This window comes from Hydrogenophaga sp. GW456-12-10-14-TSB4, assembly GCF_059424305.1.
In genome coordinates, this window is sequence record NZ_JBWKZH010000012.1 from 1 (window position 1) to 25,030 (window position 25,030).

The following is a 25,030-nucleotide window of genomic DNA, read 5'->3' on the forward strand; positions in this document are numbered from 1 at the left end:
GCCCCGTACAGGCGCATGCGCACCGCCCCGCCCGTGAGCACGCCCAGGCCTATGGTGTTGGACAGCGCGTAGGCGATGAACGCCGTCTTGGCCACCACGCGCTGCGGCAGCGTCGCCCCTGCGTAAGCCAGGGCCGTGCGGTCGTAGAACGTGAGCGCGAAATAGCTCGCCGCCGTGGCCAGCACCGACAGCGCGAGCGCCGAGGCGGGCGTGGCGCGCACCGCGTCCACGATCTCGCCGTAGCTCAACTCGGTCATGAGCTTGTGCCCGGCCTCCACCACCAGCGTGCCCAGCAGCACGGCCAGGGCCACGTACACCCACAGACGCCACTGGCGCAGCCGGGAGACCAGCGTCTCGGGGGTGGCGGTGGTCACGGGCATGAAGGGGATAAACGTGTTCCTGTGAAGAAAGGCCGCGCCGCAGGGCGATGCCGGTGAACCAGTGTAAGCCCCGACCCGGCGGCGAACCCTGCTGCCGGGCAAGACCACTGACTGCTCACCTTCGAGACCTCCGCGTCATTCCCCACCCAGGCGACCTGCATGAACATTTCACTCCTGTCCCACACGGAAGACCGTTTCCCGAACCAGGTCTCCACGTCCATTTCAAGGAACCTGTGCCACAGCGTCGTTCAGCACTACACGGACGAACAGGCGTTTCACCTCTGGAAAAGCAGCAAGTCCTCGCTCGTCCATGAGTACCTGGACGAAAGAATCAGGGACATCGTGCACGTCCGGTATCACATCCGTCAGATCGATGAATACGTGAAAAGTCCAGGCTTCGAGCTGGATGGGCTTCAAGGCATCGGCACCGTTCTGACAAAAACAGCGGCGTTGCCGCCACGTTATCAAGAGAAGGTGTTGATCGGGCTTTGGAAAAGATGTGAGTGGCTCTGGCACACCCATCCAGAGTCATTGAGCGCGCTGTTCATCGGCATCTGGGTTCGGGGGTTCGAGGCGCGCCGAGAGCTGCTGACCCACTTGGTCCTGTTCGCCCTCGAGAAAAAGACGCCGCAGTGGGAGCGGGCATTTCTCGCCCACCTGATCGACGTTTTGGCAACCCTTCGGGACCCCGATGCCTCGTCCGTCTGGGATCTGTTCAAGTGTTATCAGTCCACGAGGAGCCAGTCCAATCCACTCCTCGAACTTGAGTTCCAAGATTTCACTCGCTTGCTCCAGGTCATTGCTCGCAACAACAAATGGATCTCGAAAGGAAAATCGATCGCGCTTGAGAGCGTGATTGCTGAGTACTGCACCCAGTTTCAACCCGATGACTGGGGGGTCGTTTTCCAGGTGCTTCGCAACATCTCTTCCGATCAATGCCTTGGCCCGCTCAGCAAGGTGGCCGCATGCCTGATCAGGATCGATGCTTCACAAACAAAGGCGGTCCTGAGCAGACTGATGGGTGCGCTTGCTCGCCTTGAACAGCCCGTGTTGGAGCGGGTTCTGGAGAACTTTGCGCGCTACTGCATCGAAAGAGCCTACCCAGCCATCTGTCTCTCAGAATGCATTGCTGCCTGGCGCAAGCTGACCCCCCACCCATGGAATGAACTGGCCACTCGAGTACTGCCGAAGTGGGGCACCCGGATCGCAAAAATCGCCCACAGCAATCTCCTCTGCGCCGCCGAACTCGTGACGGACCCGGAACTGAAAAATGAAGTGCAGGCAACCCTGAAGCGCTACGCACCCTGAGCGAGGTGTTTGCCCCGGCGCGACAATCCCTTCATGCCCATTCCCGCTTCCGCGCCGGCCTGCCGCCCCGGCTGCGCCGCCTGCTGCACCGCGCCGTCCATCAGCAGCCCCCTGCCCGGCCTGCCCCATGGCAAGCCGGCGGGCGTGCCCTGCCCGCACCTCGACGCCGCGCTGCGCTGCCGCCTGTTCGGCCTGCCTGAGCGTCCCGCCGTGTGCGGCTCGCTCGCCCCGGCGGCCGACATGTGCGGCCCGAGCCGCGAGCACGCCATGTCCTGGCTGGGCCAGCTGGAGCGCGAAACCACACCCCATTAAAGCCACAAAAAAACGGCCGAACGTGGCTGTTCATCAGGGCAACCGGCGCATTGCTTCAGAGATCCTTGTGAAAGCCTCCAGCTGCTCCTCAGGTGGCAAGACTTCTTGGTGCAGGTCCAGCAACGCCTTCAGAGGCAGCCGTTGCCCCTTGGCCGGCAACTCCAGGGCGGCGCTCAAAAGCGCTTCAAACAGCTCCATGTTCTCGTCGTTTTGCCCCCGTAGAAAACGCACGCCTACATAAGTCAGAAACTCACCCTTCTCTGAGCCCGGGACCCGCTCCATGGCATTTAAGAAGACGGTCAACAGCCATGGTTGCCATGCCGGGGGAAAAATATGCCGAGCATCGATGAGATTGGCCAGCGGCCCTCCCTCAAAGGGCAAATCGAAGGACAGATCAGCCGTCTCCAATATTGTCTCAAATGCTGTCAAGGCGGCGTCCAGTGGCAACCCCCTGAGGTGCTCCAGCAGGGCCGGCACAACCCGGGCATTGTCCGAAGAAAGAGCCTCGATGGCTTTCATCATTGCTCCGCACGCCTTCACCGTCAGTTCCGGACTATCAAAACTGACGCTGCGAGCCAGCCCGACCATAAATGGAAAACGAAGTTTTTCAGGCTGCGTTCCGATCACCGCTAAAAGCAGTTCAAACTGCTCCTGCGACAGCGGCGGAAGAGCTTTGAACGATATTGCGACCGCTCTAGAAAGGCCGTAAATCACCGTGGGTATGTCGTGACCCGCCGACAACAGAAAAAAGACGTCGGCAATGCTTAGATTGGTGGGCTTTTGATCGGTGAACGCAGCATTCAATTGCTTCCACATCGCGCATTCATCTGGTGGCCGGCTTGCGGCAATTTCTCTTATCGAGGCGACGATGCCTCTCGCAACCACGTCATCCAAAGCGCAAAGGCTCAAAGCCAATACCGCCAGGGATCTGGTTTGCTGCCCAATGGGCAAATCACGCACGGCAGAGAACAACCACTCGGCCTCCTTGACGGATGGTTTATACACAATCCAGCATTGAACCACTGCCGCTACCGTGCGCGCCCGCTGGTCGATGGGCATGGTTGCCGCCAGATCCATCCATTTGACGAGCTCATTGAATTCCAGTGCCACGCGGAGTTGCGGAAGCATCTCTGCCAGGAGCAAAAAAAGTTTATGTTTTTGATTGCTCGGCAATTCCAGGATTGATTGAAAAATGGTATTGACATACTCCATTTTTGCCAAGCAGGGATTCATACCCAAGAGACCAATCAAAACAGCCAAGGGTTTGGCTCGATATTCTGGTTTTTCGCCATTGACTGCAACCAGTACCGCTTCAAACATGGGTGCCGAATACAAGGGAAATTCATGAAATTCGATTGATCGAGCCCATCCTGTCAGCGCGATTTCCCTCACCATCTCGGGAAGTTTCTGAATCTCTTCGTTGAAATCACATCCATAACCCTTCTTGTTTCCCTTGGCGGAAATTTCGTAGGCTCGATGGATCTGACGGAGTGCCTTCGATGTCCCCAGATTCACGGTGCGAAGTGCCAACTGCTCTTCTGCGGGCAAAAACTGGGCTATTTCTGGAATCAACGTTCCCTTCAAGTCATTGATATCTGTTTTGGGAGGATTTTCATCCGCAGAATGTTGTTCGTCACAAAAACTATCGGCGTGGGAAATGATATTGATATTCACGTTCATGGAAAAAAGGAGTGATGCGGCGCGACAATTGCGATGCCCTGCAAGCAGTGGATGAGCCTGATCTAAAGTTCGCTTTTGAAGCGGCCACCGAGCCTGTCCTCACAGCGACAAGAAGCGCACCCACATTGCGCCTACAGTGCTCTCCCCGACCAGGAGATCCCCATGCACATCCCCTCCCTCAAGGAAGTCGTCAGCGCCGAAGAGTGGGCGCTGCGCTGCGACCTCGCCGCCTGCTACCGCCTCGTCGCCGCCTACGGCTGGAGCGACCTGGTCTTCACCCACATCAGCGCCAAGCTGCCCGACAGCGTCACCGGGGGCGAGCACCAGTTCCTCATCAACCCCTACGGCCTGATGTTCGACGAGATCACGGCCAGCAGCCTGGTCAAGGTCGACATGGCCTGCAACCAACTGCACGATTCGCCCTTCCCGGTGAACCCGGCCGGTTTTGTGATCCACAGCGCGGTGCACGAGGCGCGGCCCGAGGCCGGCTGCGTGCTACACACCCACACGCGCGCCGGTGTGGGCGTGAGCGCGCAGAAGGCCGGCATCCTCCCCATCAGCCAGCAGAGCACCTTCGTGCTCGCCTCGCTGGCGTACCACGGCTACGAGGGCGTGGCGTTCCGCCCCGAAGAGAAGCCGCGCCTGCAGGCCGACCTGGGCAAAGCGAATTACCTCGTGCTGCGCAACCACGGCCTGCTCACCGTGGGCCGCACCATCGCCGACGCCTTCCTGGCCATGTACACCTTCGAGAACACCTGCCGCATCCAGATCGACGCGCTGGCCGGAGGCGGTGAACTCACGCAGGTGGATCCGCGCATCCTCGCCGGCATGGCCGACGTGATGCGCATTGCCACCGCCGGCCAAGGCTCACAGCTCGCGTGGCCGGCGCTGCTGCGCAAGGTGGACAAGCTCGATCCGGGTTACAAGACCTGAGGCCTCTAAGCCCGCCTGACGCACTTGATCACGCGAAAGTCACAGCGAATTCCGTCCGGCGATCAGTTCTTCACGCGTTAGACCCAACACGTCCCCGATCGCCGCCAGGACAGGTTTGACGTCTTCTGAAGGGAAACCCGTCAGGCAACTGAACACCGTTCTGGCCAAGCGCTTGCACACGGCTGACCTCATGCTGGCATCGGCAATGCCCTTGACCGCTTGGAGAAGCGCGTCGAAGGCCTCCCGCTTCGACCCTTCCGACAGCTCTTCCAACCGACGCACCAAGGCGACAAAAACGTCCGAACGCCTTTGCTCAGGCAGGCCCATGGCATCCGCCAGAACGCGGTGAAAGGCATCTCGCGCCAGCTGGGCCATGCGTTCTTCGCCCTCAAAGAAAGCGGAGACATTGAAGGAAAATATGCCCGTGACAACCTCGGCCGGCTCTCCTTTCAGCCGATAGGCCGCAGCCACCCGAGCGACCGCATGGCCTTCGTCAGGCAGGCCTTTGGCAACCGTCAAGACCTGGATCAAGGCGTCCATCCTTGAATCGATCGGCAAGCACCACAGCTGCCTGGCCAGTGCCGCCAGCGGTTCAATCCGTCGATTTTCGGACTGTCCCCGGATCGCTGCGATGGCCTCTTCGTACCGCTTCAAGGCGCTGTGTTCGTCGCCATCAAGGTCCTTGAATCGCTTGATCCTTTCGGTCAGCCGAGCCCGAATGATTTCACTTGCCGCGTCCGACACGAGCTGTGCGTTCAAGATGGGCATGCGCAAAAGGGCCTCGCTGCCCAGACTGCCAAAGATCAAACCATTGACCCCTGAAGGCAAGGGCTCGCGTAGGACGAAAGGCGTTGACTTCACGGGCTCCCCGGCATTCGGGCTTGAAATGTCCTGGAGGTTTGAAGTTTGGTTTGAGCTAGGGCCGAAGCAGATCATGTGAACCTCATGTGACTGGAAGGATGAGACTGGGCAGTGGCCGTCCCCCTTCAAAAGTTCACGCTCGCCGGGCACCCGGCGGCGGCCGTGCCGCTGTGGGTGTCAGGCGCGTTCGCCGTGCACGATGAACGCCGCCATGCCGTCGAGCACCGTGCGCAGGCGCATCAGCTCGCGCGACGTGTCCAGCCGCTTCGACCACGCCGCGATGCGCGAAACGCGCTGCAGGCGCGGCAGCAGGTGGGCAATGAAGGCGCGCAGGGCCGGTCCACCGGTGCCGCCCTGCTCGTAGGCCCGCAGCACGGCCAGCACCGCGCCCGGCCCCAGCGGCTGCAGGTAGCGCGCCAGCGAGAGCAGCAGCTGCAGCACATCGTAGACCTGCACGGTCTCCAGCGCCATGCCCGGGCGCAGGCGCTCCTCGAAGTCCAGCCGCGCGAAGCGCTGGCCGTCCCAGGTGGTGTTGCGCAGCTGGGCACCACCGTGCCACTGGCCGCGCGCGTGGAAGGCCGCCAGGTCGGCGCTGGCCGCGCACATCAGCGGCAGGCGCCCGGCCTCGGGCATGCGGTGCAATTGCAAGTCCACCGTTTCGCCGATGTCGCCCGTGGTGAGCGAAAAGCCGTCGAAGGCCAGCACCGGCGGCACGTGTTCGCCCGCCGCCGCCAGGGCCACGAGGCGCTCGTGTTCGTAGGCCAGCAGCGCGCGCGCATCGGTCTGGCGAACCGCGCGCCAGGGCACGGGCACGTCCACGAAGTGCGCGAACACCCAGATGCCCAGCGACTTGGCCCAGCTGCGCAGCGGCCGGTCGGCGGTCTTGGTCCAGGTCTTGGCGGGGGGGGTGGTCGGTTCGGGCAGGCTCACAAGGGCGCGATTATCCCGAAACCGGCCGCGCCGGCTAGGGCGCGTCGGCGTAGCGCTGCCGTTCCCAGTCGGTCACCTGCTGGCTCCAGGCCGCCCATTCGTCGTGCTTGAGCGCCAGGAACTGGGCGCAGAAGGCCGGGCCGACGGCCTCGCGCAGGGCGGCGTCCGCCGCCAGGGCATCAAGCGCGGCCAGCAGGTCGCGCGGCAGGCGCGCCGGCAGGGCGTCGCCCAGGGCGTGGCGCTCGTACAGGTCGTCCTCGCAGGGCGCCACCACCGGCAGCGCCTGGGCGATGCCCGAGAGGCCCGCGGCCAAGGTGGCAGCGATGGCCACGTAGACGTTGCATGAAGGGTCGGGCAGGCGCCACTCCATGCGCCCGGCCACCCCACGCACGAGGCAGGTGCGGTTGTTGTCGCCCAGGGCCTTCCAAACCGGCGACCAAGTGGTGCCCGAGGCACTGCGGCTCGCGGCCAGCCGCTTGTAGCTGTTGACCGTGGGCGCGCACAGCGCAGCCAGCGCGTCCGCGTGGTGCAGCAGGCCGGCGGCGAAGCGATGGCCGGTTTCGCTCAGGCCCAGCACGCCGGCCGGGTCGGCCATCACGGGCCGGCCCTGCGCGTCGGTCAGGCTCAGGTGGAAATGCAGGCCGCTGCCCGGGGCGTGGGCCAAGGGCTTGGGCATGGTGGAGAACACCACGCCGTGCCGCCGCGCCACCGCCTGCGCGGCGAGCTTGAAGAGCTGGTAGCGGTCGGCCGCGGCCAACGCGTCGTCGTGCCGGTAATTGATCTCGTATTGCCCGCACGCGTCTTCGTGGTCGATCTGCTCCAGCTGAAAGCCCAGCGCCTCCAGCGTCTGGCGCATCTCGTCGAGAAAACCGAAGTTGCGGTCGATGGCCTGCAGGTCGTAGGAAGGCTTGGCGAGCCGGTCCTCGCCGTCGGCCACGCCCCACTGTCCTTGCGCGTCGCGCTGAAGCAGGAAGAACTCGGGTTCGATGCCGACCCACAGCGTCCAGCCGCGCTCGGCCTGGAGGCGCGCCACCTGGCGCTGCAGCAGCTGGCGCGGGCAGGTGTCCAGCGGCTCGCCGTCGGCATAGCCGTCGCACACCGCGTGCGCCACGCCGGGCATGAAGGGCAAGGGCCGCAGGCTCTCGGGCCGCACGCGCCCCATGTACTCGCTGCGCGCGCCCATGCGCGGCAGACCGGTGCCGGCGATGCTGGGGCCGGAGAAACCAGCGCCCGGCTCCACCGCCTGCGCCAGGCGCTCCAGCGGCACCAGCTTGCCCTTGGGCGCGCCCAGCAGGTCGGTGAAGGTGGCCAGCACCGAGTGGATGCCCTGCGCGCGCAGGACCGCGATGCGCTCGTCCAGCGTGGCCGCGAGGCTCAAGCGAGCACCTCGGCCAGCGCGGCGTCGAACGCGGCCAGGCCCTCGGCGAACACGCTGTCCTCGATGGTGAGCGGGAACAGGAAGCGGATCACGTTGCCGTACACGCCGCAGGTGAGCAGCAGCAGGCTGCGCTTGAGGGCCGCCATCTGCACCTGCTTCGTGGTGTCGGCATCGGGCGCGCCGGTGGCCGGGTCGATGAACTCGCAGGCCACCATGGCGCCCAGGCCGCGCACGTCGCCCATGCGCTTCTTGTACTGCGCGCGCTGCGAGATCAGGTGGGCGATGAGCTGGTCGCCCAGCTTCTGCGCGCGCGCGGGCAGTTGTTCTTCTTCCATCACCTCGAGCACCGCGAGCGAGGCCGCGATGGCCAGCGGGTTGCCCGCGTAGGTGCCGCCCAGGCCGCCGGGCGCGGGACCGTCCATGACGGCGGCCTTGCCGCTCACCGCCGACAGCGTGGTGCCCCCGGCCATGCTCTTGGCCATGGTCATGAGGTCGGGGCTCACGCCGAAGTGCTCCATGGCGAACATCCTGCCGGTGCGCGCGAAGCCGGTCTGCACCTCGTCGGCCACCAGCAGGATGCCGTGCTGGTCGCACAGCGCGCGCAGCCACTGCACGGCCTCTTTCTGAATCACGTTGAAACCGCCCTCGCCCTGCACCGGCTCGAACACGATGGCCGCCACGCGAGAAGGCTCGATGTCGCACTTGAAGAGCTGCTCCATCGCGTGCTTCGTCTCATCGAGCGACGCACCCTGCGCCGGGAAGGGCACGTGGTAGATCTCGGGCGGGAACGGGCCGAAGCCGGCCTTGTAGGGCTGCACCTTGCCGGTGAGCGCGACCGAGAACATGGTGCGGCCGTGGAAGGCACCGCCGAAGGCGATGACGCCGGTGCGCCCGGTGGACGAGCGCGCGATCTTCATCGCGTTCTCGATCGCCTCGGCCCCGGTGGAGAAGAAGGCCGTCTTCACCGGGCCGTCGATCGGCACCAGCGCGTTGATGCGCTCGGCCAGGGCCACGTACTCGGTGTAGGGCACGACCTGGTAGCAGCTGTGCGTGAAGCGCTGCAGCTGCGCGGCGATGGCGGCCTGCACCTTGGGGTGCACGTGGCCGGTGTTGAGCACCGCGATGCCGCCGGCGAAGTCGATGAAGCGGCGGCCCTCGATGTCCCAGAACTCGGCGTTCTTGGCCTTCTCGATGAAGAAGTCGCCGAACACCCCCACACCGCGCGGCGTGGCGGCCTGGCGGCGCGCATGCCAGCTGGCGTTGGTGTGCGGGGCGTTCAGGTTCTCGGCTTTCTGCGGTGCGTTCATGTCAGGTCTCCTCAGAGGGGGCTGTCGATCCGGATCCAGGTGGTTTTCGTCTCGGTGTACTTGTCGAAAGCGTGCAGCGACTTGTCGCGGCCCACGCCGCTTTGCTTGAAGCCGCCGAAGGGCACGGTGATGTCGTCCTCGTCGTACTGGTTCACGTGCACCGTGCCTGCGCGCAGCGCGCGCGCCACGCCGTGCGCCTTGTTGATGTCGCGCGTCCACACCGCCGCCTGCAGGCCATAGATGTTGCTGTTGGCCTGCTTGACCACGTCGGCCGCGTCGGTGAACGACAGCACCGAGAGCACCGGGCCGAAGATTTCCTCGCGCGCGATGGTCATGGTGTTGGTCACGCCGTCGAAGATGGTGGGCTGCACGTACAGGCCGCCTTTCACCGGTTCGACCGCTTCGCCGCCTGCCAGCAGCTTCGCGCCCTCCTGCCGGCCGCTCTCGATGTAGCGCAGCACGGTGTCGAGCTGGGTCCTGTCGACGATGGCGCCCATCACGGTGTTTTTCTCCAGCGGGTTGCCTGGCTGGTACTGCGGCACCAGCTTCAGGGCCTTGTCCAGGAAGGCGTCCTTGATCGAGGCCTCGACGAACAGGCGCGAGGGCGCATTGCAGCTCTCGCCCTGGTTGAAGAAGATGCTGCCCACCGCGGCCTCCACCGCCTTGTCGAGGTCGGGGCAATCGGCGAACACGATGTTGGGCGACTTGCCGCCCAGCTCGGTCCAGGCGCGCTTGAGGTTGCTCTGCCCGGCCATCACGTGGATCTGCTTGCCCACGCGCGTGCTGCCGGTGAAGGCGATGCAGTCCACATCCATGTGCAGCGCGAGCGGGCTGCCGGCTTCGGCGCCGTAACCCGGCACCACGTTGAACACGCCGGGCGGGATGCCGGCGGCCAGCGCCAGCTCGGCCAGGCGCAACGCGGTGAGGGGCGATTTCTCGCTCGGCTTGAGCACCACCGAGTTGCCCGCCGCGAGCGCGGGTGCGATCTTCCAGGCCGCCATGATCATGGGGTAGTTCCAGGGCACGATCACGCCGACCACGCCCACCGGTTCGCGCGTGATCAGCGCCAGCGCGGTGCTGGGCGTGGGCGCGATCTCGTCGTACACCTTGTCCACCGCCTCGCCATACCAGCGGATGCAGTTGGCCGCGCTGTTCACGTCCACGCTGCGCGCGTACTTCACCGGCTTGCCCATGTCCAGGGTTTCGGTCAGCGCCAGTTCATCGGCGTGGGCGATCAGCTGCTCGGCAAACTTGATCATCACGCGCTTGCGCTGCGCCGGTGCCATGCCGCTCCAGCGGCGGTCCTCGAAGGCCGCGCGGGCGGCGGCCACGGCGGCATCGATGTCGGCCTCGCCGCAGCGCGCCACGGCGGTGAGCAGCCGGCCGTCCACCGGCGAGAGGCAATCAAAGGTCTGGCCGTCGCGCGCGGCGATGCGCTCGCCGTTGATGAAAGCGCGGCCGTCGAAGGAGAGGTCGGTCATGGAGCGGGTTCCGGGGTCACAGGGCCAGAGATTGGCCCCATGCTACGCCTGAAACCCGGTGGACTGGGCGTCCACTTTCTCTGGACGGCGACAATCCAGTGCCCTCGTCGGAGAGGCTGCGGCCGCAAACTTACGGTGATGATGCGCAAGGCTTTTGTTTATGAGCCTGATTGATCTGGATTTCAGCGAGCTGACACGGATACAGCTTGATTGACGAATGATCGGTTGCAGGCTGACGAAACAAGATCCACAACAATAAAAAAGGCCACCCGAGGAAGGCCTTGAGCACATAAGCTGGCCCTCATTAAGAAGTCGCGCCTGCCACGCTCTGCGGATTCGAGATTTTTTCCGCCCCCTGCGCGCCAACCGCCATACTCTTGATCCCCAACCCAACGGCGGTCAAACCGCCAACGACGAAAAGTCCCGGAGAGGCGAGAATGGAGGCGCCGAGTCCCAGCGCCAAGGAAAATAACAGAGCAGCTGCACCAGCACCCTTGTCACTGCCGGACATGAGACAAAAGAGAGCTAGAACTGAGAGTCCGCCGGCAATAACCGCCGCAACGGCTATCACTCCCACATAGACAGTGCAAAGTGCAAGCCCCACGAGCACCGCCGCAACTCCACCCAAAACTGTGCCAAGCCCCGCAAAAAAACGTTTAATGCCTGTCAGCTCTGAGTACTTCAATTTCTTTTCAATCCAGTTCGTTCCGTCAATCAAGAATTTTTTGCACTCGCTCCATAACTGTTTGAAAAAGTTTTTGAATTTCTCACAGCAGCTCTTTGTAGCATGTGCATTCGAGCCAGGGCCAGAGTTAGGATTTGCTTCTAATCTTACGTCCATCGCGCCTTCAACCTTATCGGGCTCACGCGGATTCAGAATAATGCCCACAATCCCGGGCTTTTGCATTGTAGAGTTATTAAAGCAAGGGCTTACACCTTGTTCATCCTTGTTGACTACATCTTCCAGACGGTTTGCATTACGATCCACAAACGCATTTGATACTTGACTTAACGGCATAACACTTCCTTCAAAACACGATACTGGATTAGACCTTGACGAATTTTCTTAATGGAGACGAGCGATCCACCTTCTCCATTTCTTCACAAATATGTTGCCATTGAGATTTGGCCTGCATCGCAGCGCTTTGCAACATCTTTAGCAAATTCTGACCCGTGGTTTCGATATCAATCATCTGTTGAAGAGTGAGCACAACATGACCATCATGAGGATTAACGCCAAAAACAAAAAAGCCACCCATTCCAAAATCATAATTGCTAACCAATAATGCGGCCAGCAATGCTTCAGCACTCTTTTCTGCATGGGGCAATTTCTGCAAGTCAATGCGAATTTGCAATCGCTCCGGATCGAACTCCTCGTCATAGAACAGCAGCATATCCACGCCATGAACATTGATCTGCCCATGTTCAAAGAGGCTGGCAACATCTTGAATGTGAGTTATCTCACAAAACTCTTCGATGATTTTTCGATAGTGCTCTATGATTTTTCGGGGGCACTGCGGTGCTGTTTTCAGTGATCCGTGAAAGACATAAGTTCACCGCGGCATCGCCCCATAGAAAGACCGAATCCAGATCAGCAGCCTAAATTCAAAGAAAAATCACCGGGGCCAAACTCCACCAAACATGAAAAAGGCCACCCGAAGGTGGCCTTTTTGCCATCGAAGCAAAACTGCTCAGCTTTTCAGCGCCGCCGCGATCTCCCGCTCGCGTTTGCGCGTGGCGCGCGCCACCCAGATCGCGTAGCTCACGATCACGAGGGTCACCGTCACGATCAGCAGCGTGGCCGCCGCGTAGATGGTCGGGTTGATGCCGCGCCGCGCGTAACCGAAGATCACCTGCGGCAGCGTGTTCACGCCCGGGCCGGAGAGGAATTCGGAGATCACCACGTCGTCGAACGAGAGCGTGAACGCCAGCAGGAAGGCCGCGAGCAGGGCCTGGAAGATGTTGGGCAGCGTGATCAGGAAGAACACCTGGTGCGGCCTGGCACCCAGGTCCATGGCGGCGTCCTCGATCGCACGGTCCATCTCCAGCAAGCGCGACTGGATCACCACCACGCCATAGGCCATGCCCAGCAGCGTGTGGCCCAGGATGATGGTGAGCATGCCGCGCTGCGGCCAGCCGAACAGGTTCTGCGCGCCCACGGCCAGCAGCAGCAGCGACAGGCCGATGATCACCTCGGGCATCACCAGCGGCGCGTTCACCATGCCGCTGAAGATGGTGCGGCCGAGGAAGCGGCGGTAGCGCACCAGCACGAAGGCCGCGAAGGTGGCGAGCACCGCCGACAGCAGGCCGGTGATGGCCGCCACCTTGAGCGAGAGCCAGAAGCCCTCGACGATCTTGGTGTCGCGCGTGAGCGCCTCGTACCAGCGCAGCGAGAAGCCAGTGAAGCGCGCATCCTGCCGGGTGCTGTTGAACGAGAACACGATCATGAACACCAGCGGCAGGTACAGGAACGCGTAGACCAGCGTGAGCCAGGCCTTGCCGAAGTGTTTTTCGAGCAGTTGTTTCATGGTCCGGCTCCTCAGCGCTTCTCGGCGGGATCGCTGCTGTAGTGGTAGTACAGCGCCAGCGGGATCACGATCAGCGCGATCATCACCACGGCCAGCGCGGTGGCGCGCGGCCAGTCGTTGGCGGTGAACATCTCGTCCCACACCACGCGCCCGATCATGAGGTTCTCCGGTCCGCCCAGCAGCGAGGGGATCACGAACTCGCCCACGCAGGGGATGAAGACCAGCATGAAGCCGGCGATGATGCCGGCCTTGGACAGCGGCACCGTGATCAGCCAGAAGGCCTTGAACGGCGAGGTGCCCAGGTCGTAGGCGGCCTCCAGCAGGCGAAAGTCCATCTTCACCAGGTTGGCGTAGAGCGGCAGGATCATGAACGGCAGGTACACGTAGGTCATGCCAATCAGCATGGACACGTTGGTGTACAGCATGGGAATCGGCTCGCTGATCAGACCGATGGACATCAGCAGCCGGTTGAGCACGCCCTGGTCGGCCAGGATGCCCTTCCAGGCATAGACGCGCAGCAGGAACGAGGTCCAGAACGGCAGCATCACCATCAGCAGCAGGGCCGGCCGGATGCTGGCGGGCGAGCGCGCGATGAAGTAGGCGAAGGGGTAGCCGATCGCCAGGCACAGCACGGCCGTGCACAGCGCGTACCAGATCGATCGCAGGTAGGCGTCGATGTAGAGCGTGCGGAACAGCGGCGCGCCCTCTTCCGTGCGGAAGATCGCGAGGTAGTTCTCGTACTTCAGGCTCAGGATGCCGCTCACCGGGTCCCAGATGGGCTTGAACGGGCTGATGTCGCCGCCCATGTCCACGAAGCTGATGTACAGCAGGATCAGGAAGGGCAGGAAGAAGAACAGGATCAGCCAGCCATAAGGCACGCCGATGACGAAGCGCTTGCCGGGGACGGGGATGTTCGTGGCCATGGTCAGTCCCTCAGCACCACACCGGCGCGGTCGTCCCACCAGAAGTACACGTCGTCTTCCCAGGTGATGTCGGAGAGGTCGTGGCGCGAGGTGTTGGCCTCGGTGACCTTGACCTTGGTCCCGTCGGTGGCCAGCACGATGTAGGTGTTGTAGGAACCGAAGTACGCGATCTCCTTGACCTTGCCGGTGAACACGTTGGGGCCCGCGTCGTCCGGTCGTCGCTTGCTGATCTCGATCTTCTCGGGCCGCACGGCGATCGCCACCGGCATGTTGAGCGTGCCGCTCACGCCGTGGCCGACGTGGATCTCGCCGATGCCGGTGGTGGCCGCGCAGCGGTCGGTCTCGTCCACGCTGAGCCGGCCCTCGAACAGGTTGACGTTGCCGATGAAGTCGGCCACGAAGCGGTTGGCGGGGTGTTCGTAGATCTCTTCCGGGCTGCCCACCTGCAGCACCCGGCCCTTGCTCATGATGGCGATGCGGCTGGCCATGGTCATGGCCTCTTCCTGGTCGTGCGTGACCATCACCACCGTCACGCCCACCTTCTCGATGATGTTGACGAGCTCGAACTGGGTCTGTTCGCGCAGTTTCTTGTCCAGCGCACCCAGCGGTTCGTCGAGCAGCAGCAGCTTGGGCCGCTTGGCCAGGCTGCGCGCCAGCGCCACGCGCTGCTGCTGGCCGCCCGAGAGCTGGTGCGGCTTGCGCTTGGCGTAGGGCGTGAGCTGCACCAGGCCCAGCATCTCGTCGGTGCGCTGCTGCACCTCGGCTTTCGGCAGGCCTTCGCGCTTGAGGCCGAAGGCCACGTTTTCCCAGATGTCCAGGTGCGGGAACAGCGCGTAGGACTGGAACATCATGTTGACCGGGCGGTCGTAGGGCGGCATGGCCGCCACGTCCTGGCCGCCGAGCAGGATGCGCCCGGAGGTGGGCTTCTCGAAGCCCGCGAGCATGCGCAGCAGGGTGGACTTGCCACAGCCCGAGCTGCCCAGCAGCGCGAAGATCTCGCCCTTGCCGATCGATAGCGACACCTCGTCGACCGCCACCGCTTCATCGAAGCGCTTGACCAGTTTCTCGGTCACCAGAAAACCCGTTGTGTCTGCCATGTGGATGTCCGTTTCTTCTTCGCTGGACCAACAAAAAAAAGAGCCGCTCAACCGGGGAGGATGAGCGGCCCTTCTACCTGAGTAAGGGAACGGTGGTGTTTACTTGCCGCGTTTGAAGGCGTTGTAGGTTTCGTTGACGACGCCGGAGACGTCGTTGGAGAAGCCACCGGTGGGGATCAGGCGGGCCGTGTCTTCCGGACCCAGGAAGGTGGTCTTGTTGCCCTTGACCTCGTCCTTGATGTCGGCCAGCGCGGCCTTGTTGCCGGTGGGGTAGTTCAGTTCGTTGGCCATGGCCGCGGCGTTGGCGGCGCGCAGGTAGAAGTCCATGAAGACGTGCGCGTTGTTCACGTGCTTGGCGTCTTTCGGGATCGCCATGGTGTCGATGAACACCAGACCGCCGCCGGTGGGCAGCAGGGGCACGATCTCGTCCTTGCCGCCGGTTTCCTTCACGCGGCCGGCAGCGATGTTGATGTCGCCGGACCAGCCGATGAAGGCGCAGGCCTTGCCGCCGGCGATGTCGTCGATCATGGTGCTGGAGAACAGGCGCACGTCCTTGCGCACCTTCTTGAGCATCTCACCCGCGAGCTTGAAGTCTTCCGGGTTCTCGCTGTACGCGGGCTTGCCGACGTAGTGCAGCGCGACCGGCAGGATCTCGCTGGGCGAGTCCAGGTAGGCGATGCCGCAGGATTTGAGTTTGCTGGAGTACTCGGGCTTGAAGACCAGGTCCCAGGCGTTCTCGGGCATGGGCATGCCGCCCAGCGCCTTCTCGACCTTCTGCTTGTTGATGCCCACGGTGGTGAAGCCCCAGGCCCACGGCACCAGGTGCTTGTTGTCCGGGTCCACGCCAGCGATCTTGGCCATGAAGTCGGTGTCGAGGTTGCCGTAGTTCTTGAGCTTGCTCTTGTCGATCGGCTGGTACAGGCCGCCGTCGATCTGCTTCTTGGCGAAACCGGCGGTGGGGATCACGATGTCGTAGCCCGAGTTGCCGGCCACCAGCTTGGCGTGCAGCGCTTCGTTGTTCTCGAAGGTGTCGTAGTTCACCTTGACGCCGTATTCCTTCTCGAAGTCGGCGATCAGGGTTTCGGTGATGTAGTCGGGCCAGTTGTAGACGTTGAGGACCTTCTCATCGTCCAGCACCGGGCCAGCCGGCGCGGCGGGGGCGGCCGCCACGGGCGCCGGTGCCGCAGGCGCGGCCACGGGCTCCTCTTTCTTGCCACAGGCGGCCAGCAGGATCGCCGACATCGCCAGAACCAGGACTTGCTTTTTCATGGTGTTGCTCACTCCAGGGAGGTAATTGACCGAAAGAACTCAACCGGGCGGGGCTGACATGCCTGAACGTGCTAGCAATATTCAGACCCAGCGCCGGACAGCGCCACCAGACACGGGCCTGATGGAATATCCGGAAAACATTCTAGTCAAGCCAGCTGGCCTTCGGCGCGCAACTCTTCCAGGGTCGCGTCCAGGCAGCGGTGGATGAGGTCCATCATCTCGTCGACCTGGGCGCGCGTCATCACCAGCGGCGGGGCGATGATCATGCGATCGCCCACGGCGCGCATGATCAGGCCGTTCCTGAAGCAGTGGGCGCGGCACTTCATGCCCACGCCCAGGGCCTCGTCGAACATCTGCTTCTTGGCCTTGTTTTTCACCAGCACCAGGCCGCCGACGAAACCGCAGGTCTCGGCCGCACCCACCAGCGGGTGGTTCTCCAGCGCCTCGAAACGCTCGGCCAGGTACGGGCCGGTGTCGTCCTTGACGCGCTCGACCAGCTTTTCGCGCTCCATGAGCTCGATGTTGGCCAGCGCCACCGCGCAGGCCACCGGGTGGCCGCTGTAGGTGTAGCCGTGGTTGAACTCGCCGCCCTTCTCGATCAGCACCTTGGCCACGCGGTCGCCCACCATCACGCCGCCCAGCGGGATGTAGCCGCTGGTCACGCCCTTGGCGAAGGTGATCAGGTCGGGCCGGTAGCCGAATTTCTCGTAGGCGAACCAGTGGCCCAGGCGGCCGAACGCGCAGATCACCTCGTCGGAGATCAGCAGGATGCCGTGCTTGTCGACGATGCGCTGGATCTCGGGCCAGTAGGTGGACGGCGGGATGATCACGCCGCCGGCGCCCTGCACCGGCTCGGCGATGAAGGCCGCCACCTTGTCGGCGCCGATGGAGAGGATCTTTTCTTCCAGCCAGCGCGCGGCGCGCAGGCCGAAGTCGGCCTCGGTCTCGCCGGGGTTGGCGTTCTCGAAGAAGTGCGGCTGCTCGATGTGCACGATGTCGGGGATCGGCAGGTCGCCCTGGGCGTGCATGCCGCTCATGCCGCCCAGCGAGGCGCCGGCCATGGTGCTGCCGTGGTACGCGTTGTGGCGACTGATGATCACCTTGCGCTGCGGCTGGCCCAGCAGGTCCCAGTAGCGGCGCACCATGCGCACGTTGGTGTCGTTGCTCTCGCTGCCGCTGCTGGAGAAGAAGACGTGCTCGAACTTGCGGCCCCGCACCTCGGGCGCCAGCTGCGCCAGCTTGGCCGCCAGCTGCACCGCCGGCACGTTGGTGGTCTGGAAGAAGCTGTTGTAGAACGGCAGCGTCATCATCTGCTGGTAGCCCGCGTCGGCCAGCTCCTTGCGGCCGTAGCCGGCGTTGACGCACCACAGGCCGCTCATGGCGTCGAGGATCTTCGCGCCCTCGGAGTCCCAGATGTAGATGTTGTCGGCGCGCGTGATCACGCGCGAGCCGCGCGTGGCCAGGTCGCCGTGGTCGGTGAAGGGGTGGATGAAGTGCGCGCTGTCCAGCGCCTGGATGGCCTTGGTGTCCAGCTGCTCGGCGCGGCGGACCAGGGCGGGCGGGGCGATGAGGGTCGAGGTGTTCATGCGGGCGTCTCTTTCAAACATGCAGAAGCAGGTGCTCGCGTTCCCAAGGCGAAATCACCTTCATGAACTCGTCGAACTCCAGCTCCTTGATCTCGGTGTAGATGGTGATGAATTCCTTGCCCAGCACGTCGTGCAGGTCGGTCTCGCGGCGCAGCCAGTCCAGCGCCTCGCCCAGGCTGCGGGGCAGCGCATAAGGTGAGAGGTAGGCGTCGCCGCGCATCTCGGGCTTGGGCTTGATCTTGTTCTTCAGGCCCAGGTAGCCGCAGGCCAGCGTCATCGCCATCGCCACATAGGGGTTGGCGTCGGCGCCGATCACGCGGTTTTCCACGCGGCGCGCCTCGGGCGAGGAAATCGGCGAGCGGATGCCCACCGTGCGGTTGTCGTGGCCCCATTCGATGTTGATCGGCGCGGCCGTGTGGCGCGAGAGGCGGCGGTAGCTGTTCACATACGGCGCGACCAGCACCATGGCCGCCGGGATGTAGCGCTGCAGGCCGCCGATGTAGTGGTAGAACGATTCGGAGGGCGTGCCGTCGTCGTTGCTGAAGATGTTCTTGCCGGTGGCCTTGTTCAGGATGCTCTGGTGCACGTGCATGGCCGATCCGGGCTCGCCTGCGATCGGCTTGGCCATGAAGGTGGCGTACATGTCGTGCCGCAGCGCCGACTCGCGCACCGTGCGCTTGAAGAAGAACACCTCGTCGGCCAGACCCAGCGGGTGGGCGTGGAAGAAGTTGATCTCCATCTGGCCCGCGCCGGCCTCGTGGATCAGCGTGTCCACGTTGAGCTTCATCTTGTCGCAGTAGTCGTAGATCTCCTCGAACAGCGGGTCGAACTCGTTGACCGCGTCGATGCTGTACGACTGGCGCGAGGTCTCGGCGCGGCCGCTGCGCCCGATCGGGGCCTTGAGCAGCGTGTTCGGGTCGGTGTTGCGCGCGGTCAGGTAGAACTCCAGCTCGGGCGCAACCACCGGGTCCAGGCCCTCGGCATCGAACAGGTCGCACACATGGCGCAGCACGCTGCGCGGTGCGAACGGAACCAGCTTGCCGGTGTGGTCGAAACAGTCGTGGATCACCTGCGCCGTCGGGTCGGTGGCCCAGGGCACGATGCGCGCCGTGGTCGGGTCCGGGCGCAGTTGCATGTCGCGGTCGGTCGGCTCGATCACGTCGTAGTACGGCCCGCTGGCCGGGAACTCGCCGGTCACCCCCATGGCCACGATGCCTTGCGGCAGCCTCATCCCCCGGTCTTCGGTGAACTTCTCACGCGGCAGGATCTTGCCGCGCGCCACGCCGGTCAGGTCGGGCACCAGGCACTCGACTTCGGTCACGCGGTTCTGGTTGAGCCAGTTTTCCAGATCGTTGAAGCTCATCTTTTGGGGGGCTGTCATGTGCCATCTCCTGTAGGTGTGTTGTCGTTCGGGTAAGGCGGTCGGCAGGGCGAAAAGGGGGTCAGGCGCTGGCGCTGGCGGCGCTGCGCGCCAGGTCCGCATGCTGCAGGCGCAGGTTCATGCGCTGGCGGCAGGCGCGACCGAAGGCATCGAAAATCGCGGCGTAGAAAGGGGTTTCCCAGCAGCGCCACTCGGGGTGGAACTGCACGGCATAGGCAAAGGTGCGCGCACCGCGCACCCCGAAGGCTTCCACCAGGCCGTCGGGAGCGTGCGCCAGGGCGTCCAGCCCGGCGGCCAGGCGGTTGATGCCCTGGCCGTGCAGCGAGTTGACCTGCGCCTCGGGGCCGCCGGCCCACTCCTCGAACACGCTGCCCGGTGCGAAGCGGATGGCGTGGCGCGGCGCGTACTGCTCGTCGGGCGGGGCGATCTTGGGTTCGCGGTGGTCCATCATGCCGGGCACCTCGTGCACGCGCTGGTGCAGCGTGCCGCCCAGGGCGACGTTGATCTCCTGGAACCCCCGGCAGATGCCCAGCAGCGGCACACCTTCGTGCACGCAGGCCTTCACCAGCGCCAGCGTGAGCAGGTCGCGGTCGGCGTCCAGCGGCAGGCTGGGGTCGGCCACGTCCTCGTTGAAATGGGAGGGGTGCACGTTGGACGGCGAGCCGGTCAGCATCACCCCGTCCACCAGGGCGAGCAACTCGCTGATCTGGCCGGTGTCGGCCAGCGGGAACATCACCGGCTGGGCCTGGGCCCCGACCTTGACGGCCCGGGCGTATTTGTCACCCAGCAACAGAAAGGGCATCTGATGCCCGTGATCGCCCATCAGGCGGTGATCGGCGGGCAGCCAGACCATGCAAGGCGGCTTGTTCATGAAGACTCCAGACAATGGCATTCATTGTGGGGGGCCAATTGGATCAGAATGAGGGCCATTTGGCCCCATGTTATGGTGCCAATGGCGCCCCCCTGCGCCGCTGACGCGGCTTCCCCCCGGAGGGGGGACCGCACCTTTGGCCCGGCGAAGCCGGTTCCACGGTGCGTCTGGATGGGGCCATTTCACGCCGGCTGCTGCTTTGGAATTCTCCTTATGTTGTCTGAATTTCTGTTGGCCGAGATGAGCCGCCTGGGCGCGCAGGACGCCTTGCCCCTGCACCGGCAGCTCTACGAGGCGCTGCGCCGCGCCATGCTCGACGGCAAGCTCGGCGCGGGCGAGCGCCTGCCCTCCAGCCGCGACCTGGCCCAGGACCTGCGCCTCTCGCGCAACACGGTGGTGGCGGCGATCAACCAGCTCAGCGTCGAGGGCTACCTCGCCAGCCGCGTGGGCAGCGGCACCTTCGTCAACGACAACGTGCCCCGCGCCTCGCCGGGACGCGCGGCGCGCCCCGGCATGGGCCATTCCGCGTCCGCGCAGGCCGGGCGCCTGTCCACACGCGGCCAGGCGCTGGCCACCCGCTTCTGCGCCACCGAGCTGGAAGTGCAGCCCTTCACCCCCGGCATCGCCGACTTCAGCGCCTTCCCGCTCACGCTCTGGCAGCGCCTGCAGAACAAGCACTGGCGCATGACCTACCCGGACATGCTGGACTACAACGACTCGGGCGGCTACGCCCCGTTGCGCCGCGCGGTGGCCGACTACCTGCGCGTGTTCCGCAGCGTGCACCTGGAGGCCGACCAGGTCGTCATCACCAGCGGCACCCAGCAGTCGCTCGAACTCTGCGCGCGCCTGCTGGCCGACCACGGCGACACCGTGTGGGTGGAAGACCCGGCCTACTGGGGCGCGGTCAAGGCCTTCATGGCCACCGGCCTGAGCCTGCACCCGGTGGCGGTGGACGAGCAGGGCATCAACCCCAGCACGGCCGACAACGCGCGCCCGCCGCGCCTGATCTACGTCACGCCCTCGCACCAGTACCCCACCGGCGCCGTGATGTCGCTGCCCCGGCGCCACCAGCTGCTGGCCACCGCGCGCGCGCACGACGCCTGGGTGCTGGAGGACGACTACGACAGCGAGTACCGCTTCAGCGGCCCGCCGATCTCCAGCCTGGAAGGCCTGGACACCGATGGCCGCGTGTTCTACATGGGCACCTTCTCCAAGGTGCTCTACCCGGGCCTGAAGATCGGTTACCTGGTGGTGCCCAAGCCACTGGTGGCGGCCTTCAAGCAGGCCCACTACGACCTCAACCGCCCCGGCCAGATGCCGGTGCAGGCCGCCCTGGCCGAGTTCATCGAGATGGGCCACTTCGCCAGCGCGCTGCGGCGCGCGCGCCAGAACTACGGCGAGCGCCGCCAGTGCCTGCTGGAGGCCTTGAAGCCGGTGCTGCGCGACGACCTGCCCGAGGGCCCCAGCATCAGCGGCGCCGAACAGGGCCTGCACCTGTGCCTGCGCCTGCCGCCCGAGGTGGACGACCGCGCGCTGGCGCAGCGCATCGCGCAGCACGGCCTCACTGTGCGCCCGCTGTCGGCCTACTGCCTGCAGCGCAAGGACCTGCACGGCCTGGTGATCGGCTACGGCTACGCGCCGCTGGCCGAGATCGAGCGCTGCGGGCCGCTGCTGGCGTCGGCGGTGCGGCAGGTGATGGGCAGCGCGCCATGATCGGCCTCGCCCGCAACCTCAGCACGCTCCTGGGCGCCGCGTTCGCCGGCGGCGATGCCACACCCCAGTCGCGCCTGAGCTGCCGCTTTCACGTCACACCGTTCGACGTCGGCCTGCGCGTGCTCAAGAGCGACCGCTACCTGCAGTTCGCCGAAGCCGCCCAGCTCGACTTCATGGTGCGCACGCGCCGCGCCCTGCCGCTGGTGCGCGCGGGCATCGGCTTCGTCAACGCCTCGCAGCTTGTGCGCTTCCTGCGACCCATCGGCCTGTTCCAGCGCGTGGACGTGCAGACCGCCATCGTGTTCGCCGACGAGAAGTGCGCCTACTTCGCCCACACCCTGCTGGTGCACGGCACGCCGCATGCGGAGGTGCTGGTCAAGATGAAGTTCAAGCAGGGCCGGCTGACGGTGCCGCCCCGCGACGTGTTCGGCGACTGCCCCGCCGAAAAGCCCGAGCGCCTGGTGGCCTGGGACCAGGCGCTGACCTAGGGACCGTCTGCCCTATTTTTTCAAGATGCGTTGCGGATCAAAAAGGCCATGCGCAAGGCGCGAAACGCAGACGGGCCGGTGGCCCGGCGAGGCTTCGCAACGCGGCGCATGGCCTTTTTGGCCGCAACCCGAAGGGAATGGGTTGAAAACAGCGCCACTCTTCGTTGCACTCCTAGGCCAGACATCCAGTCTGGCCGTCGTCGTGCGCCTCGATTGGCGCTGTTTTCAACCCATTCGCACTTGAAAAAATAGGGCAGACGGTCCCTAGATCACGTCCCGCAGGCGGTGCCACAGCATGCCCAGCGCCAGGCTGGGCGTGCGCAGCAGCGCGCCGCCGGGGAAGCGGCGGTGCTTCAGGCGCGCGTACACGTCGAAGCGCCCGGCCTGCCCCGCCACGGCCTCGGCCACCAGCTGGCCGGCCAGGCCGGTGAGCGCCACGCCGTGGCCGCTGAAGCCCTGCAGGTAGTACAGGTTGTCGCCCAGGCGGCCGAAGTCGGGCGCGCGGTTCATGCTGATGTCCACGAAACCGCCCCACAGGTGCTCGATCGGCACCTCGCGCAGCGCCGGAAACACCTCGCCCATGCGCTGGCGCATCAGGGCTTCCAGGTTCGCCGGTGTGCGCGTGGTGTAGCTCACCCGCCCGCCGAACAGCAGCCGCGAGTCGGCGCTGAAACGGAAGTAGTCCAGCACGAAGTTGTTGTCGCACACCGCCGCGTTGCGCGGGATCAGGCGCGCGCACAGCTCGGGGTCGAGCGGCGCCGTGCCCACGATGTAGGTGCCCACCGGCATGATGCGCGGCGCGATCTCGGGCGCCACGCGTGGGCCGTACTCGGGCAGCATGCAGTTGCCCGCGAGCACGCCGAAACGCGCCTTCACCTGGCCGCGCCCGGTGCTCGCCACCAGCGTGGCGCCGCGCTGCAGGCCAGTCACCGGCGAGTGCTCGAAGATCCGCACGCCCGCGGCCTGCGCGGCGCGCGCCAGGCCCAGCGCGTACTTCAGCGGGTGCAGGTGGCCCGAGCGCTGCTCGCGCGCGGCCGCCACGTAGCGCGGGCTGTTGATCAGGCGCGGCAGGTCGGCGCCTTCGGCCCAGTCCACCGCGATGCCGCGCCGCTTCAGGCCTTCCATCTCCTCGTGCAACTCCTGCGCCTTGCGCGCCGAGTCGGCCACGTACACATAACCGTTGACGCGATCGCATTCGATGCCGTACCGGGCGATGCGCGCGTCGATCAGGTCCAGCGCCTCCAGCGACATGTCCCAGGCGCGCTTCGCGTCCTCCGCACCCAGTTGCTGCTCGAACGGGCCCTGCCCGCTCGCGTAGCCCACGATGGCCTGGCCGCCGTTGCGCCCGCTCGCGCCGCTGCCGATGCGATCGGCCTCCAGCACCACCACCGAGAGGCCGCGCTGCGCGAGTTCGAGCGCCGCGCTCAAGCCGGAGAAACCGGCGCCGACCACCACCACGTCGGCGTCGATGTTTTCCTCCAGCGGCGGCAGCGCCTCGGGCCGCTGCACACTGGCCTCGTAGTAACTTTTCTGGTTGAGCTGGGTGTCCGAACCAATCAGCGACATCAGGCACCCCTCTGTCGCTTGGCGACCTGGCCGCTGAGGTAGGTCCAGACAAAAGTGGCCGCTGCGTTGGTCGTGAGCTCGGCATGGTCGTAGGCCGGAGCGACTTCCACGCAGTCCATGCCGACCCAGTTCAGGTCGGCCAGCGCTTCCAGGAAGGTGAGCACCTGCGAGCTTGTCATGCCGCCCGGTTCGGGCGTGCCGGTGCCGGGCGCGAAGGCCGGGTCGAGGCAGTCGATGTCCAGGGTGAGGTAACAGGGGCGCTGACCGATGCGCGCCCGGATCGCGTCGATGGCGGGCTGCAGACCCGCGCCGTCCAGCCCGCGCAGCGCGCGCGCCGTGAAGATCTGGCCGCCCTGGTCGGCCACGTACTCGCGCGCCGCGCGCTCGCCGCTGGAGCGGATGCCGATCTGCACCGTGTGCGCCGGGCTCGCCAGCCCCTCCTGCAGGGCCTCGTAGGTCCAGGTGCCATGGCCGGAGGGTTCACCGAAGTGGTCCACCCAGGTATCGCAGTGGGCATCGAAATGCACCAGCGCCAGCGGTTCGCCGCCATGCCGGGCCTTCGCGGCGCGCAGCAGCGAGAGCGTCACCGAGTGGTCGCCGCCCAGGAACACGCAATGGTGTTTCGCCATCAGCGCGGCGGCCTGTTCCTCGATGTGGCGGCGCACCTCGGGCAGCGGCGAGGCGTTGGGCAGGCGCATGTCCAGCGCATCGCCCAGGTGCGCCACGGGCGACACGTCGAACACCGGGTGGATGCCGTCGCACAGCATCAGGCTGGCGGCGCGGATCGCCTGCGGGCCGAAGCGCGCGCCGGGCCGGTTGGTCACCACGCCATCGAAGGGCACGCCCGCCACGGCAAAAGGCTGGTCGGCCAGCGGTGCGCAGGCCAGAAAGCGGTTGGTGTTGTTGGCGTAGGCAAACTGACCCATGGCCATGGAAAACGTCCTCGCAGAACAGGGTGCCAGAAGATACCCCCCGGCGCCGGCGCCCATGAGTCCAATTGACCGGCGGCGCCGGCGTCCACCGGGGGCCCGGTTGCCG

At 65.0% G+C, this 25,030-nt stretch carries 23 protein-coding genes and 1 pseudogene; 6 read left to right on the forward strand and 18 right to left on the reverse strand.

From position 1 onward, the window contains the following. Positions 1-380 (reverse strand): annotated as a pseudogene (locus AC07ZS_RS08440) (bifunctional lysylphosphatidylglycerol flippase/synthetase MprF); the annotation flags it as partial. Positions 381-539: 159 nt separating this feature from the next. Between AC07ZS_RS08440 and AC07ZS_RS08445 the strand changes: the two are divergent. Further along, positions 540-1,688, forward strand: a complete 1,149-nt coding sequence (locus AC07ZS_RS08445) for a hypothetical protein (RefSeq protein WP_494798144.1) — start codon at positions 540-542, stop codon at positions 1,686-1,688. A gap of 33 nt (positions 1,689-1,721) precedes the next feature. Then, positions 1,722-2,000, forward strand: coding sequence for a YkgJ family cysteine cluster protein (locus tag AC07ZS_RS08450; RefSeq protein WP_494798145.1), 279 nt, complete (start codon positions 1,722-1,724; stop codon positions 1,998-2,000). A gap of 33 nt (positions 2,001-2,033) precedes the next feature. Here the strand turns inward: AC07ZS_RS08450 and AC07ZS_RS08455 are convergent, their stop codons facing one another. After that, a complete protein-coding gene (locus AC07ZS_RS08455; RefSeq protein ID WP_494798146.1) occupies positions 2,034-3,680 on the reverse strand; it encodes a hypothetical protein in 1,647 nt (548 codons plus the stop codon). A 162-nt stretch (positions 3,681-3,842) separates the two neighbouring features. Here AC07ZS_RS08455 and AC07ZS_RS08460 point away from each other — a divergent pair, with 162 nt between their 5' ends. Beyond that, a complete protein-coding gene (locus AC07ZS_RS08460; protein ID WP_494798147.1) occupies positions 3,843-4,613 on the forward strand; it encodes a class II aldolase/adducin family protein in 771 nt (256 codons plus the stop codon). A 39-nt stretch (positions 4,614-4,652) separates the two neighbouring features. On the opposite strand, the gene AC07ZS_RS08465 is transcribed toward AC07ZS_RS08460, so the two are convergent. The 7 genes from AC07ZS_RS08465 to AC07ZS_RS08495 form a co-directional block, all read right to left on the reverse strand. Continuing rightward, complete coding sequence (locus tag AC07ZS_RS08465) at positions 4,653-5,549, reverse strand: hypothetical protein (protein WP_494798148.1); 897 nt, start codon at positions 5,547-5,549, stop codon at positions 4,653-4,655. 102 nt (positions 5,550-5,651) lie between these two features. After that, entirely contained in the window at positions 5,652-6,404 is a 753-nt protein-coding gene (locus tag AC07ZS_RS08470; protein WP_494798149.1) for a BUD32 family EKC/KEOPS complex subunit, read from the reverse strand. A 34-nt stretch (positions 6,405-6,438) separates the two neighbouring features. Next, a complete protein-coding gene (locus tag AC07ZS_RS08475; RefSeq protein ID WP_494798150.1) occupies positions 6,439-7,782 on the reverse strand; it encodes a type III glutamate--ammonia ligase in 1,344 nt (447 codons plus the stop codon). Then, positions 7,779-9,089: a 4-aminobutyrate--2-oxoglutarate transaminase gene (gabT, locus tag AC07ZS_RS08480; protein ID WP_494798151.1), complete on the reverse strand. Its 1,311-nt coding sequence runs from the start codon at positions 9,087-9,089 to the stop codon at positions 7,779-7,781. Before gabT ends, AC07ZS_RS08475 begins: the two co-directional genes overlap by 4 nt. 11 nt (positions 9,090-9,100) lie before the next feature. Continuing rightward, positions 9,101-10,570 (reverse strand): aldehyde dehydrogenase, encoded by a 1,470-nt coding sequence (locus AC07ZS_RS08485; protein WP_494798152.1) that lies wholly within the window; start codon positions 10,568-10,570, stop codon positions 9,101-9,103. Between the two features lie 304 nt (positions 10,571-10,874). Then, positions 10,875-11,588, reverse strand: a complete 714-nt coding sequence (locus AC07ZS_RS08490) for a hypothetical protein (RefSeq protein WP_494798153.1) — start codon at positions 11,586-11,588, stop codon at positions 10,875-10,877. 28 nt (positions 11,589-11,616) lie between these two features. After that, positions 11,617-11,964 (reverse strand): CesT family type III secretion system chaperone, encoded by a 348-nt coding sequence (locus AC07ZS_RS08495; protein ID WP_494798235.1) that lies wholly within the window; start codon positions 11,962-11,964, stop codon positions 11,617-11,619. Between the two features lie 9 nt (positions 11,965-11,973). Between AC07ZS_RS08495 and AC07ZS_RS08500 the strand changes: the two genes are divergently transcribed. Next, positions 11,974-12,105, forward strand: a complete 132-nt coding sequence (locus AC07ZS_RS08500) for a hypothetical protein (RefSeq protein WP_494798154.1) — start codon at positions 11,974-11,976, stop codon at positions 12,103-12,105. A 156-nt stretch (positions 12,106-12,261) separates the two neighbouring features. Here AC07ZS_RS08500 and AC07ZS_RS08505 read toward each other — a convergent pair whose 3' ends face one another. From AC07ZS_RS08505 to AC07ZS_RS08535, 7 genes are all read right to left on the reverse strand, one after another. Beyond that, complete coding sequence (locus tag AC07ZS_RS08505) at positions 12,262-13,098, reverse strand: ABC transporter permease (protein ID WP_494798155.1); 837 nt, start codon at positions 13,096-13,098, stop codon at positions 12,262-12,264. A gap of 11 nt (positions 13,099-13,109) precedes the next feature. Next, positions 13,110-14,021 (reverse strand): ABC transporter permease, encoded by a 912-nt coding sequence (locus tag AC07ZS_RS08510; RefSeq protein ID WP_494798156.1) that lies wholly within the window; start codon positions 14,019-14,021, stop codon positions 13,110-13,112. A gap of 2 nt (positions 14,022-14,023) precedes the next feature. Further along, positions 14,024-15,118: an ABC transporter ATP-binding protein gene (locus AC07ZS_RS08515; protein ID WP_494798157.1), complete on the reverse strand. Its 1,095-nt coding sequence runs from the start codon at positions 15,116-15,118 to the stop codon at positions 14,024-14,026. Between the two features lie 99 nt (positions 15,119-15,217). Continuing rightward, complete coding sequence (locus tag AC07ZS_RS08520; protein WP_494798158.1) at positions 15,218-16,387, reverse strand: extracellular solute-binding protein; 1,170 nt, start codon at positions 16,385-16,387, stop codon at positions 15,218-15,220. A 146-nt stretch (positions 16,388-16,533) separates the two neighbouring features. Beyond that, positions 16,534-17,973, reverse strand: a complete 1,440-nt coding sequence (locus AC07ZS_RS08525) for an aspartate aminotransferase family protein (protein ID WP_494798159.1) — start codon at positions 17,971-17,973, stop codon at positions 16,534-16,536. A gap of 13 nt (positions 17,974-17,986) precedes the next feature. Further along, complete coding sequence (locus AC07ZS_RS08530) at positions 17,987-19,354, reverse strand: glutamine synthetase family protein (RefSeq protein ID WP_494798160.1); 1,368 nt, start codon at positions 19,352-19,354, stop codon at positions 17,987-17,989. Positions 19,355-19,415: 61 nt separating this feature from the next. Further along, complete coding sequence (locus AC07ZS_RS08535) at positions 19,416-20,225, reverse strand: gamma-glutamyl-gamma-aminobutyrate hydrolase family protein (RefSeq protein WP_494798161.1); 810 nt, start codon at positions 20,223-20,225, stop codon at positions 19,416-19,418. A 213-nt stretch (positions 20,226-20,438) separates the two neighbouring features. Here AC07ZS_RS08535 and pdxR point away from each other — a divergent pair, with 213 nt between their 5' ends. Further along, on the forward strand, positions 20,439-21,938 hold the full coding sequence (pdxR, locus tag AC07ZS_RS08540; RefSeq protein WP_494798162.1) for a MocR-like pyridoxine biosynthesis transcription factor PdxR: 1,500 nt from the start codon (positions 20,439-20,441) through the stop codon (positions 21,936-21,938). Beyond that, positions 21,935-22,426: a thioesterase family protein gene (locus tag AC07ZS_RS08545; RefSeq protein WP_494798163.1), complete on the forward strand. Its 492-nt coding sequence runs from the start codon at positions 21,935-21,937 to the stop codon at positions 22,424-22,426. Before pdxR ends, AC07ZS_RS08545 begins: the two co-directional genes overlap by 4 nt. 264 nt (positions 22,427-22,690) lie before the next feature. Here AC07ZS_RS08545 and AC07ZS_RS08550 read toward each other — a convergent pair whose 3' ends face one another. Then, positions 22,691-23,992, reverse strand: coding sequence for an NAD(P)/FAD-dependent oxidoreductase (locus AC07ZS_RS08550; protein ID WP_494798164.1), 1,302 nt, complete (start codon positions 23,990-23,992; stop codon positions 22,691-22,693). After that, positions 23,992-24,924, reverse strand: coding sequence for an agmatinase (gene speB / locus AC07ZS_RS08555; protein WP_494798165.1), 933 nt, complete (start codon positions 24,922-24,924; stop codon positions 23,992-23,994). Before speB ends, AC07ZS_RS08550 begins: the two co-directional genes overlap by 1 nt. Positions 24,925-25,030: the final 106 nt, after the last annotated feature.

What these genes read in the sequence shown, in the direction of transcription:
- AC07ZS_RS08460 (WP_494798147.1), top strand. Translation starts at nt 3,843, where the DNA reads ATGCACATCCCCTCCCTCAAGGAAGTCGTCAGCGCCGAAGAGTGGGCG.
- AC07ZS_RS08535 (WP_494798161.1), bottom strand. Translation starts at nt 20,225, where the DNA reads ATGAACAAGCCGCCTTGCATGGTCTGGCTGCCCGCCGATCACCGCCTG.
- pdxR (WP_494798162.1), top strand. Translation starts at nt 20,439, where the DNA reads ATGTTGTCTGAATTTCTGTTGGCCGAGATGAGCCGCCTGGGCGCGCAG.
- AC07ZS_RS08500 (WP_494798154.1), top strand. Translation starts at nt 11,974, where the DNA reads ATGAACATTGATCTGCCCATGTTCAAAGAGGCTGGCAACATCTTGAAT.
- AC07ZS_RS08465 (WP_494798148.1), bottom strand. Translation starts at nt 5,549, where the DNA reads ATGATCTGCTTCGGCCCTAGCTCAAACCAAACTTCAAACCTCCAGGAC.
- AC07ZS_RS08495 (WP_494798235.1), bottom strand. Translation starts at nt 11,964, where the DNA reads ATGCTGCTGTTCTATGACGAGGAGTTCGATCCGGAGCGATTGCAAATT.
- speB (WP_494798165.1), bottom strand. Translation starts at nt 24,924, where the DNA reads ATGGCCATGGGTCAGTTTGCCTACGCCAACAACACCAACCGCTTTCTG.
- AC07ZS_RS08545 (WP_494798163.1), top strand. Translation starts at nt 21,935, where the DNA reads ATGATCGGCCTCGCCCGCAACCTCAGCACGCTCCTGGGCGCCGCGTTC.
- AC07ZS_RS08525 (WP_494798159.1), bottom strand. Translation starts at nt 17,973, where the DNA reads ATGAACACCTCGACCCTCATCGCCCCGCCCGCCCTGGTCCGCCGCGCC.
- AC07ZS_RS08515 (WP_494798157.1), bottom strand. Translation starts at nt 15,118, where the DNA reads ATGGCAGACACAACGGGTTTTCTGGTGACCGAGAAACTGGTCAAGCGC.
- AC07ZS_RS08445 (WP_494798144.1), top strand. Translation starts at nt 540, where the DNA reads ATGAACATTTCACTCCTGTCCCACACGGAAGACCGTTTCCCGAACCAG.
- AC07ZS_RS08550 (WP_494798164.1), bottom strand. Translation starts at nt 23,992, where the DNA reads ATGTCGCTGATTGGTTCGGACACCCAGCTCAACCAGAAAAGTTACTAC.
- AC07ZS_RS08505 (WP_494798155.1), bottom strand. Translation starts at nt 13,098, where the DNA reads ATGAAACAACTGCTCGAAAAACACTTCGGCAAGGCCTGGCTCACGCTG.
- AC07ZS_RS08530 (WP_494798160.1), bottom strand. Translation starts at nt 19,354, where the DNA reads ATGACAGCCCCCCAAAAGATGAGCTTCAACGATCTGGAAAACTGGCTC.
- gabT (WP_494798151.1), bottom strand. Translation starts at nt 9,089, where the DNA reads ATGAACGCACCGCAGAAAGCCGAGAACCTGAACGCCCCGCACACCAAC.
- AC07ZS_RS08510 (WP_494798156.1), bottom strand. Translation starts at nt 14,021, where the DNA reads ATGGCCACGAACATCCCCGTCCCCGGCAAGCGCTTCGTCATCGGCGTG.
- AC07ZS_RS08485 (WP_494798152.1), bottom strand. Translation starts at nt 10,570, where the DNA reads ATGACCGACCTCTCCTTCGACGGCCGCGCTTTCATCAACGGCGAGCGC.
- AC07ZS_RS08490 (WP_494798153.1), bottom strand. Translation starts at nt 11,588, where the DNA reads ATGCCGTTAAGTCAAGTATCAAATGCGTTTGTGGATCGTAATGCAAAC.
- AC07ZS_RS08455 (WP_494798146.1), bottom strand. Translation starts at nt 3,680, where the DNA reads ATGAACGTGAATATCAATATCATTTCCCACGCCGATAGTTTTTGTGAC.
- AC07ZS_RS08450 (WP_494798145.1), top strand. Translation starts at nt 1,722, where the DNA reads ATGCCCATTCCCGCTTCCGCGCCGGCCTGCCGCCCCGGCTGCGCCGCC.
- AC07ZS_RS08520 (WP_494798158.1), bottom strand. Translation starts at nt 16,387, where the DNA reads ATGAAAAAGCAAGTCCTGGTTCTGGCGATGTCGGCGATCCTGCTGGCC.